We start from the raw sequence: 13,333 nt of genomic DNA, 5'->3' as shown, positions 1-13,333 counted from the left end.
GCAAAGTGGGGATCGCGATTCGTAGCCCGGATGGAGCCAACGGGTCGCGCGAATGCGCGCCCATGACAGGCTCCGCGCAATCCGGGGCTTGCACCCGCGGCACGATTCTCGGATTTCGCTTCGCTGCATCCGGGCTACGGGCTACCGTTCAGCGCCTCGGCCACATGGCCGAAACCGCCAGCACCAGCCAGCTCAGGATCAGCAGCGTTCCGCCTGATGGAGCCGCCATCGGAAACAGGCCATGGCCGCCATATTGGCGCAGCACCAGGTCGCCCGCGAACAATGACGCCGCGATGACGAAGCCGGCCGCCGCCACGACACCGAGCTTCAGATGGATGATCGAGCGCTCCGCAACCGCAATGGTTGCGATGGCGGCGGTGGCATGGAACAGCAGCATCGAGGACGCTGCCGCCAGCCGCGTGGCGTCCGGCAGATGGGCCGCGGCCGCCGCCAATATCACGCCGCAGGCGCCCATGATGGCGGCAACGCCGATCAGGAGGCGGGATGCGCCGTTCATCGACGCCGCTCATCGATCAGGCGCACCATGGCGGCACGCAGCTCCGGCATGCCGTCGCCGGTGCGCGACGAGGTCACTAGCACTTCGGGGAACGCGGCGGGATGTTTTGCCAGCGTCGCGATGGTTTCGGCGGTGACGGTCTTGAGTTCGCCGGCCTTGACCTGGTCGGCCTTGGTCAGCACGACCTGGTAGCTGACCGCCGACTTGTCCAGCGTCTTCAGCACGTCTTGATCGACGTCCTTGATGCCGTGGCGGGCGTCGATCAGCACATAGACCCGCGCCAGCGTCGCGCGCCCGAGCAGGAATTTGTGGATCAGCGCCGTCCATGACGCCACCTTGGTCTTCGGCGCCGAGGCGTAGCCGTAACCGGGCATGTCGACGAGACGAATGTCAGCGTTTTCCGGGCCCTCGAAGAAGATCAGTTCCTGGGTGCGGCCCGGCGTATGCGAGGTGCGAGCTAGCGCATTGCGGCCGGTCAGCGCGTTGATCAGGCTCGACTTGCCGACATTGGAGCGGCCGGCAAAGGCGACCTCGAGGCCGGCCATCGGCGGCAGGGTCTCGATCGAGGGCGAGGCCCAGATGAAGCGCCAGTCGCCGGCGAACAGCTTTCGCCCCTGCTCGATCAGCTCCGCATCAGATTCGGCGGTCATGCGAAGTATCCCATTTCATCGTGGCCGGGCGAAAGCCCGAGGCGCAGCTTTGGCGTAAGACGACCCGGCCATCCGCGTCAACGTTTTGCTGGCCGCCAAATATGTCGATGCCCGGCACGAGGCCGGGCATGACGCAGTGATAGAGCGGGCGCAGGAGGCTATGTCGGCTTCTTGGCGAAGGTCGACTTCAGATTGTCGAATAACTCCACCTTGACGCCGTTCTTGCGCATGATGAAGCTCTGCTGCAGCACCGAGAGCGTGTTGTTCCAGGCCCAGTAGATCACGAGACCCGCCGGGAAGCCGGCCAGCATGAAGGTGAAGATCAGCGGCATCCAGTCGAAGATCATCTTCTGGGTCGGATCCGGCGGCGCCGGGTTGAGCTTCATCTGGACCCACATCGTGATGCCCATGATGATCGGCCAGATGCCCATCACCAGATAGGCGCCGAAATGCGGTCCGAGCAGCGCGATCGGGTCGAACGGAATCAGCCCGAACAGCGTGAACAGATTGGTCGGATCGGGCGCGGAGAGGTCCTTGATCCAGCCGAAGAACGGCGCGTGCCGCATTTCGATGGTGATGAACAGCACCTTGTAGAGCGAGAAGAACACCGGGATCTGCAAGGCGACGGGAAGACAACCGGCGATCGGGTTGATCTTCTCCTTCTTGTAGATCTCCATCATCTCCTGCTGCTGCTTCACGCGGTCGTCAGGATAGCGCTCCTTCAGCGCGGCCAGCTGCGGCTGCACCGACTTCATCTTCGCCATCGAGGCGTAGGACTTGTTGGCGAGCGGGAAGAACAAGAGCTTCACGATCACGGTCACCAACAGGATCGCGATGCCGAAATTGCCGACCAGGCGATAGAACCAGTCGAGCGCCAGGAACATCGGCTTGGTGATGAAGTAGAAATGGCCCCAGTCGATCAGCAGATCGAAATGGTTGAGGCCGAGCTGCTTGTTGTAGCCGCCGAAGCCGACCAGCGGGAAGTTGAGGCCGACTGTGGCGGCTTCCTTCGCGCCGGCGAACAGCCGCCCATTGGCAACGCCGGTGCCGCCGATCGGAATGGTCTGCGCGCCCAGCATGTAGTCGGCCTGGTAGCGCTTGTCGCCGGTGGTGAAGCGGGCGGTGTCCAGCGTCGCATTGGTATCCGGCAGCAGCGCGGTGGCCCAGTATTTGTCGGTGATGCCGAGCCAGCCGTCGGTGATCTTCGAGAACACGATGCCGCGCGAGTTTCCACCGGTCGGGGTCTTGGCCTCGTCGAGGTTCTTGTAGGTGAATTCCTGCAGGCCCTGTTCGCCGAGATAGCCGATCGGGCCTTCGTGCAGGATCGCGTAGCCGGAGACCGGCGGCTTGCCGCCGCGCGAGATCAGGCCGAACGGATACAACGTCACCGGCGCGCTGCCTTGATTGACGACCTCGTCCTTGATGCTGAAGAGGTAGCGATCGTCGATCGAGAGGGTGCGGCGGAAGGTCAGGCCCTGGCCGTTGTCGTATTTCAGCGTCACCGGGGTGCTCGGCGACAGGCTGTTCGAACCTTCCTGCTGCCAGACGGTGTCGGCGTTCGGCGTCTTCACCGACGAGCCGCTGGCGGTCAGCCACAGGAACTCGGCATAATACGGCTCGGCGGTGCCCGACGGCGAAAGCAGCACGACGGCCGGCGATGTGGGGTCGACGGTCTCACGGAACTGGACCAGCGCCAGATCGTCGATCCGGGCGCCCTTCAGCGCGATGCTGCCGATGATGCGCGGGCTCTCGATCTTGATGCGCGGGCCGGCCGCGAGCACGGTCTCTCGGCTCGCCACCGGCGCGTCGGCAGCGGGCGCGGCGGCCGTCGGTGACGGCGTCGTTGCGCTTCCCGGAGCGGCGCCAGCAGCGGCACCCGGGGTCGCCTGCGGCGTCGGCTTCAGCAGCTCGGCCTGCTTCTGCGCCTCGCGCTGCTTCTCCATCTGCGGCACGTTATAGAAATATTGCCAGGCGATCAGGACGAGGCCCGACAGAATGACGGCGATGATCGTGTTGCGGTTGTCGGACATCTCTTAGGGTCTCGTCATTCCATTCGGATTGGGCGCGCTCTTGTTACCCGCCTTGTTGGTACCAGTCTTGGGCGCAGGCCGGTCGAGGCGGCGCAGCGCCGACCGCAGGTCGTCAATCATGGTCGCAAAGTCGCGGGTCAGCGCGTCACGACGGCCGACTAGCACATAATCATGGTGCGGCCGCATGAATACGGCATCGACCCGTCTTATCACTTCGCGAAGCCGGCGGCGGATGCGGTTCCGCTCGGTCGCGGTGCCGTTCTTCTTGGTGACGGTATAGCCGACGCGGATCGGGCCCTGATCGTCGCGACGGCGGCCCTGCAGCACAAAAGCCGCGGTATTCGCCCGTGCGCCATTGGCAACGGCGAGGAAATCCGCCCGCTGCCTCAGCCGATCCATAATGGGTATCTCCGGAGAGGAGACGTCCGGGCTCAGGCGCTCAGGCGCTTGCGGCCGCGCGCACGGCGCGCAGCGAGGACCTTGCGGCCGCCGGCCGTGGCGAGACGGGCGCGGAAGCCGTGACGGCGCTTGCGCACCAGTTTGCTGGGTTGATAAGTCCGCTTCACGGGTAATTCTCCGCTGACCGGGCAATTTGCCGTTGTATTGAGATGGAGTCCGATGATGCTGGCAGGCCCAAGCGAGCCGATTACGGCCCCAAATGAGCCGCCCCCGGTCAAGAACCGGGCCATCGCGGACAGTTGGCGCGGCTTATAAGGGAGCGCCCTGTTTTCGTCAATGTCACAGGGCGTCGCAAAGAGGCTTCTTTGAAACGTCGCAATTGCGGCGAATATAACTGTTTTCGCGGGGTTTTTGACGGTGAGGAGCGCTTTGGGGCGTTCGGGGAACCGCCGACATTAGCGATCCGTAATTTGACCGGCTTGGGGGCCGGGCCGCATCCTCCGACCCCTAAGCCCAACAAGGCCTTATCTTGTGGCTCTAACTGACGATCAGGCGACCGCGCAGAAGCAGCGGCCCAAGCCGTCCCATCGGCTCGGGCTGTCGGGCAAGCTTTTGCTGCTGACGATTCCGCTGGTGATGATCGCCGGGCTCCTGATCTACGTGCCCGCCATCGCCAACTTCCGGATGAACCGGCTCAATGACCGCCTGGCCGCCGCCAACACCGCGGCGCTGGTGCTCGATGCCGCCCCCTCCGGCCTGGTGCCGGATTCGTTGGCCCGGCAGATACTGACCAGCATCGGCGCTCGCGCCGTCGCCATCAAGCTCGGGCAGCAGCGCCGCCTGCTCGCCAGCGCCGACCTGCCGGCCTCGATCGACCACGATGTCGACATGCGGGCCATGACGGTGTGGTCGGCGATCGTCGATGCCTTCGAGATCATGCTCGAGCACGGTGACCAGACCATCCGCGTGGTCGGACCCGCGCCGGGCCAGGCGCAATTCATCGAGGTCGTGATCGACGAGAAACCGCTGCGGCAGGCGATGTACCGCTTCTCGCGCAACGTTCTGGTGGTCGCGCTCCTGATCGCCGGCCTGACCGCCGGCCTGGTCTATCTGGCACTGCATTATCTGTTCGTCCGCCCGATGCGGCGGCTGACCGCGAGCCTGGTCGGCTTCCACGAGAATCCGGAGAGTTCGGCACGAATCATCGTGCCCAGCCAGCGCGGCGACGAGATCGGCGTTGCCGAGCGCGAGCTGTCGGACATGCAGCGCGACCTCGTCTCGATGCTGCATCAGAAGAGCCGGCTTGCCGCGCTCGGGCTCGCCGTCTCCAAGATCAATCACGACCTGCGCAACCTGCTGGCGTCCTCGCAACTGCTATCGGACCAGCTCGCCAGCGTGCCCGATCCGCGGGTGCAGCGCTTCGCGCCGAAACTGCTGCGCTCGCTGGAGCGCGCCATCGCCTTCTGCCAGTCGACCTTGTCCTATGGCCGCGCGCAGGAGGCGGCGCCCGACCGCCGCGTCATCATGGTGGAGCCTGCGGTGGCCGAGGTGCGCGAGTCTGCCGGGCTTGCGACCGATGTCTCGATCACCTGGATCAGTGCAATCGAGCGCGGCCTCACCATCGACGCCGATCCGGATCAGTTGTTCCGCGTGCTGCTCAACCTGGTGCGTAACGCGGCCCAGGCGCTGGAAAGCCGGCAGGACAGCGATGGCGGTGCCCAGCAGATCCGAATCACCGGCCGCCGTGAGGGTACGGTTGCGATCCTGGAGGTCTCCGACACCGGCCCCGGTGTTCCGGCCAAGGCGCGCGAGCATCTGTTCGAGGCGTTCCAGACCTCCGGCCGCCCCGGCGGCAGCGGGCTGGGCCTTGCGATTGCCGCCGAGCTGATCCGCGCCCATGGCGGCCATATCCATCTGGTCGAGGGCACCATCGGCGCCACGTTCCAGATATCGATCCCGGATCGCCCGGTGGAACTGCTGTCGGTCCGCAGTGAGCGGGCGAGGGCCTGAGGCCATTCCGGTAACCCAGCGCGGCTAAAACCTCGGCCGAAATTGGCGCTTCCAGACCTTGCCAACCGGACCGGGAGCCTGTAGCTAGAGCGCTCTTTCGCGACGCTCCGGGGCTCCCGGGGCCGTGCGGGCTTAAGCCCACCTGCGAAAATGCGCCCGTAGCTCAGCTGGATAGAGCATCAGACTACGAATCTGAGGGTCGGACGTTCGAATCGTTCCGGGCGCGCCATTTGCCTTTGTTTTCATTGAAGTTTCGCGTCGCTTGCCGCGCTCGCTCATGGCCGGAGCGAGAGCGACGCCGTTGACCGCCGGCGCCGGGCTTGTCGCGATGATCAAATACTTGTGCGACGCAGTATGATTTTATTGCATTGCAACAAAATGCGTCTACCTGTGCTGCTCGAGTCCCATCGAGGAGCCACCAAGTGACCAAGATTTCTCTGTCCGTCGTAGCCGCCACCCTCGCAATCGCGAGCGCGACGGTCGCATCCGCTGCGGAGCGTCCGACTTTCGAAGCCGCGGGCCTGCCGATCTCGCCGGTGCAGGCTGGTGTGCTTGGCGCCGCCAATGTCCACGAGCAGGCGCCGGTAGCCGCGACGTCGGCCACCCCGCATCAGCTCAATGTTCTGACACCGCGAAGCAAGATCACGACCGCGCGCGCTTCTGTCCGGACGGACCGCGCGTTGCACTGACCGGCATAGGTGGTCCAACTCCGGAAGGCCCGCGACAACGTCGCGGGCTTTTTCATATGTGAGGCAACGGCAGCCTCCGGCGCGTTTATCCGCATCCTCACCTTGCTGGTATCCTGGCTGGTCTACCGGCTGGTCGAGCGCCCGATGATCATGTTTGGCCGTGCGATCGTGTTCCGGCATGGCGTGGCGAGCCGGCCGTGACGCATGCGCAAAGCGGCGTCAATGGATCGCCGCATACATGATCTTCTCCTCGGTGGCCTCGACCGCGGAGAATTCCTCGACCACCTTGCCCTGGCGCGAGACCAGGATGCGGTCGGAGAGGGCCATGATCTCGGGCAAATAGGATGAGATCACCACCACCGCCTTGCCTTCGTCAGCGAGCTGGTTGATCAGCTCGTGGATCTCGACAATGGCGCCGACGTCGACGCCGCGGGTCGGCTCGTCGAAGATGATCAGCTCGGGCTCCTGCACCAGCGACTTGGCGATCACCACTTTCTGCTGGTTGCCGCCTGAAAGCTCGACCACCTTGGCCTCGTCGCCAATGGCGCGGACCTTCAGCCGCTGGGTCCAGGTCTTGCCCACCGTGTTGGTCTCGCGCCGCGACAGCATCATTCGGCCCGCGGGGAATTTCGAGAGCAGACCGAGATAGATGTTGCGGGCGATCGAGGCGGTCTCGAAGAAGCCCTCGACCTTGCGATCCTCGGTCACATAGGCGATGCCGGCCTTCACTGCCGGTGCCGGGACGCGATAGCGCACCGGCTTGTCATGCAGCAGGATCTCGCCGCCATGGAAGAAGTCGCGCTTCAACACGCCGGATACGATCTTGAAGGTTTCGGTGCGGCCCGCGCCGACCAGGCCGAACACGCCGGTGATCTGCCCGGCGAACACCGACAGCGAATTGTTCTTCACCATCGGCGCCATCTTGAGGTTCTGCACCGTGAGCACGCGCGCCCCGGCAGGTCGCACGCTGGCCTTCCTGGCGCCATACAGCGTGTTGGAGAGGTCGCGTCCGACCATCGCCTGCACGATCGCGGCGCGATCGAATTTCGCCGCATCGTCGGTTATGACATGCTTGCCGTCGCGCAGCACGGTGATCCGGTCGGCGAGCAGCAAGGCTTCTTCCAGCGCGTGCGAGATGAAGATGATCGAGACGCCGCGTTTCTTGAGGTCACGGACGAGGTCGAAGAAATACTTCTTCTCTTCCGGCGTCAGCGACGCGGTCGGCTCGTCGAAGATGATGACCTTGGCCTTGTGCAAGACCGCACGCGCGATCTCCACCATCTGCTTCTTGGCCGCGCCGAGTCCGCTCACGGTCGCGGTCGGCGTCACGTCGAAATTCAGCGACTGCAAGAATTGCTGGGCGGCGATGTAGATGCCGCGCAGCCGGTTGTAGAACTTCTCCTGCCCGAGAAACAGGTTCTGCGCCACGGTCATGGTCGGCACCAGGCTGTTCTCCTGGAACACCATGGCGATCCCGAGATTACGGGCCTCGAGCGGCGTGCGCGGCGCGACGTCAGAGCCGTCGACCGTCATGCTGCCCGAGGTCAATGTCACGACGCCGGCCATCACCTTGGTCAGGGTCGACTTGCCGGCGCCGTTCTCGCCGACCAGTGCGTGGATCTCGCCGCGGCGAAGCTCGAAGTCGACGCCCTCGATGGCGGGCACGCCGGCGTAGAGCTTGGTGGCCTTGCGCAGGGACAGCACGGTGTCGCTCATGAGCCGACCTCCTCGGCAAGCCCGGCGAGGGGCAGTTTCAGCACGCGGCCCGGTCCCTTGGCGATCAGCACAAGGTCGCTGCCCAGCTCGAGTGCCGCGACGACGCCGTGATTGATGCCGTCGACCCGGCTATGCAGCGAATAGAGCGGCTTGCCGTCTTCGCCCAGCCGGATCACGAGGCCGTAGGAGCGCGGCGGCGCCCACGGCTTGATGACGCCCATCGTCTTGATGTGCGCGCCCTGCATCGGCTCCTTGAACGAGAAGCCCGAGCGCAGCCGCGGCGCCACCCAATAGGCCGGCTCGATCTCGGCCATCATGCGGCGCCGGTAGCCCGGCTCGCGCAGCACGAATTCGATCAGCTGGGTGCGTGCGGTGAACGCCGTGAGCCAATAGCCGCCGCCGGCAGCCTTCGACAGCCGCGACGGATAGACCGGCAGGTGGCCGAGCACGATCTGCGGCGGCCTGCCATCCGCAACAAGCACGAGACGATGCCGCCAGCTCTCGCTGACCAGCACGCCATCGCCGCGCGCACAGGCGCCGAAAGCGTAGCCGAGCTTCGAGGCCAGCGGCTTCACCGATCGGTTCCTGGGATCGAGCCGGAACACGCGGCCGCTCCGGTTGATCTCCATCAGGTCGCGCGCCCAATCGTCGACGCCGCAAGTTGTCGAGCCGTCGGTCGCGATCAAGGCTCCGTCGTCCGCCAGCGTCAGCGCATTGATCGCATTGAAGGCGGCGTCGCTGAACGTCACGCTCGGCTCCCCCGATGAGGGATTGGCGTAGAGGCGCACCTCGCGGCCGCCGAGCGCGACCGCGATGCCGCCGTCGGCGAGCATACAGAGTGCGGAAATCGGCTGCTCGAAGCTGCGCAGCTCGGTCGCGGCGCTGCCGTCGAGGCGCAGCAGGCGGCGGCCGTCGGCGACATAAAGGTTGCGGCCGTCGGTTGCGAGATCCTCGGGCGCCTCGCATTCCAGCAAGGTGGTCGCCGCCTCCAGTTTCTGGTTCGGCTTGAGCGCGCCGTCGAACGACGGCACGGTGATGGTGGCCTCGCCGCGGCCGAGGAAGCGGTTGGCGAATTCCCTGACGGCCGCAATCACGACAGCTTCCCCCAGCGCTTGTCATACTGCACATAGTTCGGGTCGGCATTGTCGAGCTTGTAGCGGCCGATCCGGTTGTTCATGATGCCGCCGAGATAGAGATAGCCGCGATGCTCGCGCATCGAGGTGATCATCGGGTGGTTCTCGCCACGCAGGTCCCAGAACGATTCGAGGATCTTGCCCTGCTCGTTGAATTTGACGACGCAGCCGGTGTTGATGTTCGGGAACAGCCATTCGTCGACCGGGACGCGTTTGGCCATGCGGCGGCGGAAGCCCGGCATCTTCCAGGCGAGGTCGAGCGAGGGGCTACGCATGCCGACCAGCGCCAGCCAGTAATTGCCGTCGGAGGCGAGGTTGATGTTGTCGGGGTAGCCCGGCAGATTGTCCATCACCACCTCGACCTGGCCCTTCTTCGGCCCCGCGAACCACAGCCGCTTGATCGAGCAGCCGAAGGTTTCAGCGAACAGGATCGACTGGCCATCGCTGGCGACACAGATGCCGTTGGGGAATTTGAGGCCGCGCAGCGCCGTATGCGTCGCGCCGGTCTTGGTGTCGTAGCAGATGATGCGGCCGTTGCCGCGGGCCTCGAGGCCGTCGATCGGCCATTCGTCCATCTCGTAGCGCACGGTGGCTTCCGAGAAGAAGATCAGGCCGTCATCGGTGATGTCGAGGTCGTCGGCGAGCCGCAGCCGGCTGTCGTCGTTCACCGAATGCATGCTGCGGTTGGTCTCGTCGGTCGCCTTTTCCACGGTGCCGTCGGGCGTGATCCGGTACAGGCCCATGCCGCCGATGCAGACATAGAGATTGTCCTGCCGGTCGAACGCCATGCCGAGCGGCTGGCCGCCGATATGGGCGAACACTTCCATGCGCTGATAGTCGGGCGCGAAGAAGCGCATGATGTCGCCATGGCGCGAGCCGGCGTAGAGGTTGTTGTTGCGATCGAGGATCACGTCCTCCGGCGCCTCGATGCGGCCGAGACCGATCAGTTCCACATCGCGCAGCTTGTCGTTCTGCTCGAACGGGCCGCCCTGGCCGATCTCGGTGGCCGGGGGCGGCGGCAACGCGTGATAGGTCGGCGCGACATAGACCTTGCTGATGATGCGGGTGCGGTTCTTCTGCCAGCGGATGTCGACCATCGCGGCGACCAGCAGGATGCCTGCGAGCGCCATGCGGTTGATGCCGCCGCGCGCATTGAGCGTGGTCAGGCCGTTGGTGATCAAGAGCACGATCAGCACGCCGACCAGCGATTTGGCGACCGAGCCCTTGCCGCCGCCAAGCGTGATGCCGCCGAGCACGGTCGCGGTCAGCACGATCACCTCGAGGCCGACGCCGATGTCGCCGCCGACGGTGCCGAGCCTGGCTGCGAAGAACAGCGCAGCGATGCTGGTCAGCACGCCGCTCGCGACATAGCACAGCGCGATGGTGCGGCGAACCGGAATGCCGGAATTGTAGGCCGAACGGCGCGAGCCGCCGATCGCGGTGATGTGCCAGCCCGGGCGCAGCCGCGTCATGAAGATATGGCCGAAGATCGCGATCGCGATGTAGACCAAAGCGACGCTCGGAATGCCGAACACGTCGCCGCCGCCGATGAAATTCCAGGACGGGATGTCGGGGAAGGCCGCGGCGATTGAATTGGAGTAGCGCTGGATCAGGAGGTCGAACGCCGACCGGTAAATGATCAAGGTGATCAGCGTGGTGATGAAGGCGCGCAGCCTCAAGTAGCCGATCAGCACGCCGTTGACGGCGCCGAGAAGCGCACCGCAGGCGAGGGTGGCGACCACCACCGCAGGCACCGGCCAGTTCAGCACGTCGAGCAGATAGAGCGCGCAGAAATCCGTCAGCGCGAAGATCGAGCCGACCGACAGATCGATGCCGCCGACGATGACGACCAGCGCCATGCCGAGCCCGATGAAGCCGATCTCGCCGGCCTGCCGCGCGGTGTCGGCAAGGCTCGCCGGCGAGAGGAAGTGATCGATGGAGCGGCTGAGCGCGAAGCCGACGATCAAGAGCAGGATCACCGGAATAGCGGTCTCGGTCCAACGCTTGGACAGGATCTCGCCGAGGAGATGATCCGGCCAATAGCGGTAACGCAGGCTCGTCAGGGTATCGCGCATCGGCATTCCAGCAGGGCGTTGGATTTCGGGAGATCGACGTCCCGGGGCGGGGTGCACCCGGGACGTCAAGCGGACGTGGCCGGGCTATTTCTTCAGGTCACTGAGATTCCAGCACGCGGTCTGGCTGTCGGCGTTCTCCTTGGTGATCGGAATCAGGGTCGTGTATTCCGAACCCTTGATCGAGCCGGCCTTGGCGCCGGACGACAGCAGCCATTTGATGGTGCCTGCCATCTGCGCGGCCTGGGTCGGCACGTCGTAGCTCAGGTTGAGATCGAAGGCGCCGGACTTCACGAGCTCGCAGGCGCCCTTGCGCTCACCGCCGCCGGAGGTGGCGACGAACACCTTGCCGGTCAGGCCGGCTTCCTTCACCGCGGCCGCGGTGCCGATGTCCATGCCGTCCCAGAAGCCGACGATGCCGCAGAGATCGGGATTCTGCTTCAGCACTGTCTGGGTGATCGCCTTGGCCTTTGCCGCATCCCAGTCCGCGGCCTGGCTCGAGACCACCTTGATCTCCGGATGCTTGGCGAGCACGTTCTCGACGCCCTTGAGCGTGTAGGCGCTGGCGGCGGCCGAGAGCGCGCCCTGCACGATGGCGATCTTGTTCGACTTGCCCTGGCACGCCTTGACCACGGCTTCAGCGTCCTTCTCGCCGATCTCGATCCAGTTGGCGCCGACAAAGGCCGAAGAGCGATAGGCCGATCCCATGTTGATCTGGATGACGTAGATGCCTTCGTTCTCGGCGCGCTGCAGCAGCTTGGCGTAGGTCTGTACGTCCGGATTGTGGATCACCATCACGGCCGGCTTCTCCGAGATCAGTGAGGTCACCGCCTGCGCGCCGGCATTGGTGTTCCAGTTGGGATCGCGGATCTCGAACTTGACGCCGAGCGGCTCGAGCTCCTTCTTCATGCCGGCATACCAGCCTTCGGTGAGGTCGAAGTTCATGGCGACCGGAACGTAGGCCACCGTCTTGCCGGCAAGGGCCTCCTTGAACGGCTTCTGGAACGGCTCGTCGAGGCCCTGCTGGGCCAGAGCCGGGGCGGCGATGGCCGCGAGCCCGAGCGCTGCGGCGATCACCTTGGCAGTCCTGACAGCGTATTTCATTGCTTCCTCCTTGGTCGTGATTGATCTTTTTGTAGCCTGGTTCAGATGTCGCCCTGCTGTGCCGTTTCTTCGTTGCGCGGATTCAGGAATGAATCGGTGATGACGGCGAGCAGCAGCACGACGCCCTTGACGAGGTTCTGTCCGGCGTAGGAGATGTCCATGATGGTCATGCCGTTCAGCATGGTGCCGATCAGCAGCGTTCCGATGATGACGTTGAGCACGCCGCCGCGGCCGCCCGACAGGCCGATGCCGCCGAGCACGACGACGAGAATGACGTCGTAGATCAGGGTCGAATTGAAGACGCGGGTCGGCATCGAGTTGACCGACGCCGCCATCACCAGGCCTGCAAAGCAGCCGATCAGGGCCGCGACGACATATTGCAGCACGATGATCGGCCGCGAGGGGATGCCGGTGACGCGGGCCGCATAGGGATTGTCGCCGATCGCGTAGATATAGGCGCCCCAGCGCGTCTGGCGCAGCAGGAAGGCGACCACCACGCAGGCGATCGCAAACATCACGATCGAGGTCGGGATACCGAGGATGGTGCCTTGTCCGAGCCGCTCGAAGCCCTGCATGCCGTCGCTCCACTGCACGACGTCGAGCTGAAACAGCGCGGCCTGTCCGAGGCCGGCGAGCAGCAGGCCGGTCGCCAGCGTCGCAAACAGCGAAGGGACCTCGGCGTAGGCAATCAGCCAGCCGTTGACCAGGCCGAAGGCGATCGTGAGCAGCACGGCCGTGAGCAGCGAGGCCGGCAGCGAGTGGCCGTTTTGCACCATCTGCAGCACGAGCCCCGGAGGCACCGCGAGCGCTGCGATCAGCGAGATGTCGATGCCGCGCCCGATCACGACCAGCGCCATGGCAAGCCCGAGGATGCCGAGCACCGCCACGTTCTGCAGCAGGGTCAGCATGTTCTCCGGTGTCAGAAAGCCGCGCAGGAAAATCGAGAACGCCAGGAAGAGCACGGCGAATACGGCGAAGACGATCTCCTGTTGATTGAACCGCAATCGCTTCAT

Annotated in this window: 13 protein-coding genes and 1 tRNA gene; 4 read left to right on the top strand and 10 right to left on the bottom strand. The window is 64.9% G+C overall.

Features of this window, described 5'->3' with window-relative positions:
• Window positions 1-148: 148 nt before the first annotated feature.
• From AAFG13_RS23705 to rpmH, 5 genes are all read right to left on the bottom strand, one after another.
• Window positions 149-517 (bottom strand): DUF423 domain-containing protein, encoded by a 369-nt coding sequence (locus tag AAFG13_RS23705; protein WP_342708384.1) that lies wholly within the window; start codon window positions 515-517, stop codon window positions 149-151.
• Window positions 514-1,167 carry a ribosome biogenesis GTP-binding protein YihA/YsxC gene (yihA, locus tag AAFG13_RS23700; RefSeq protein WP_212316924.1) on the bottom strand — a complete coding sequence of 218 codons (654 nt, stop codon included), beginning with the start codon at window positions 1,165-1,167 and terminating at the stop codon, window positions 514-516. The genes AAFG13_RS23705 and yihA overlap by 4 nt, the downstream gene beginning before the upstream one ends.
• A gap of 158 nt (window positions 1,168-1,325) precedes the next feature.
• On the bottom strand, window positions 1,326-3,197 hold the full coding sequence (gene yidC, locus AAFG13_RS23695; RefSeq protein ID WP_342708383.1) for a membrane protein insertase YidC: 1,872 nt from the start codon (window positions 3,195-3,197) through the stop codon (window positions 1,326-1,328).
• A gap of 3 nt (window positions 3,198-3,200) precedes the next feature.
• Window positions 3,201-3,596 (bottom strand): ribonuclease P protein component, encoded by a 396-nt coding sequence (rnpA, locus tag AAFG13_RS23690; RefSeq protein WP_342708382.1) that lies wholly within the window; start codon window positions 3,594-3,596, stop codon window positions 3,201-3,203.
• A 32-nt stretch (window positions 3,597-3,628) separates the two neighbouring features.
• The gene (gene rpmH, locus AAFG13_RS23685; RefSeq protein WP_008542748.1) at window positions 3,629-3,763 is read right to left on the bottom strand and encodes a 50S ribosomal protein L34; all 135 of its coding nucleotides are present in this window, start codon (window positions 3,761-3,763) and stop codon (window positions 3,629-3,631) included.
• 364 nt (window positions 3,764-4,127) lie between these two features.
• On the opposite strand from rpmH, the gene AAFG13_RS23680 reads away from it, so the two are divergent.
• The 4 genes from AAFG13_RS23680 (at window position 4,128) to AAFG13_RS23665 (ending at window position 6,496) form a co-directional block, all read left to right on the top strand.
• On the top strand, window positions 4,128-5,606 hold the full coding sequence (locus tag AAFG13_RS23680) for a HAMP domain-containing sensor histidine kinase (protein WP_212316929.1): 1,479 nt from the start codon (window positions 4,128-4,130) through the stop codon (window positions 5,604-5,606).
• Between the two features lie 152 nt (window positions 5,607-5,758).
• Window positions 5,759-5,835 (top strand) — tRNA-Arg (locus AAFG13_RS23675).
• A gap of 193 nt (window positions 5,836-6,028) precedes the next feature.
• Complete coding sequence (locus AAFG13_RS23670; protein ID WP_092122664.1) at window positions 6,029-6,295, top strand: hypothetical protein; 267 nt, start codon at window positions 6,029-6,031, stop codon at window positions 6,293-6,295.
• A gap of 9 nt (window positions 6,296-6,304) precedes the next feature.
• Window positions 6,305-6,496, top strand: a complete 192-nt coding sequence (locus AAFG13_RS23665; protein ID WP_342708381.1) for a hypothetical protein — start codon at window positions 6,305-6,307, stop codon at window positions 6,494-6,496.
• An 18-nt stretch (window positions 6,497-6,514) separates the two neighbouring features.
• Here the strand turns inward: AAFG13_RS23665 and AAFG13_RS23660 are convergent, their stop codons facing one another.
• The 5 genes from AAFG13_RS23660 to AAFG13_RS23640 all read right to left on the bottom strand — a co-directional run bounded on the left by AAFG13_RS23660 (window position 6,515) and on the right by AAFG13_RS23640 (window position 13,333).
• Complete coding sequence (locus AAFG13_RS23660; RefSeq protein WP_342708380.1) at window positions 6,515-8,011, bottom strand: sugar ABC transporter ATP-binding protein; 1,497 nt, start codon at window positions 8,009-8,011, stop codon at window positions 6,515-6,517.
• Window positions 8,008-9,105, bottom strand: a complete 1,098-nt coding sequence (locus AAFG13_RS23655; protein ID WP_342708379.1) for a hypothetical protein — start codon at window positions 9,103-9,105, stop codon at window positions 8,008-8,010. The genes AAFG13_RS23660 and AAFG13_RS23655 overlap by 4 nt, the downstream gene beginning before the upstream one ends.
• On the bottom strand, window positions 9,102-11,225 hold the full coding sequence (locus AAFG13_RS23650) for an SMP-30/gluconolactonase/LRE family protein (protein ID WP_342708378.1): 2,124 nt from the start codon (window positions 11,223-11,225) through the stop codon (window positions 9,102-9,104). Before AAFG13_RS23650 ends, AAFG13_RS23655 begins: the two co-directional genes overlap by 4 nt.
• A 78-nt stretch (window positions 11,226-11,303) precedes the next feature.
• Window positions 11,304-12,320, bottom strand: a complete 1,017-nt coding sequence (locus tag AAFG13_RS23645) for a sugar ABC transporter substrate-binding protein (RefSeq protein WP_342708377.1) — start codon at window positions 12,318-12,320, stop codon at window positions 11,304-11,306.
• A 41-nt stretch (window positions 12,321-12,361) separates the two neighbouring features.
• On the bottom strand, window positions 12,362-13,333 hold the full coding sequence (locus AAFG13_RS23640; RefSeq protein WP_207833677.1) for an ABC transporter permease: 972 nt from the start codon (window positions 13,331-13,333) through the stop codon (window positions 12,362-12,364).

This window comes from Bradyrhizobium sp. B124 (assembly GCF_038967635.1).
Classification (GTDB): Bacteria; Pseudomonadota; Alphaproteobacteria; order Rhizobiales; family Xanthobacteraceae; genus Bradyrhizobium.
This window is presented reverse-complemented; position numbering and strand designations above follow the sequence as displayed.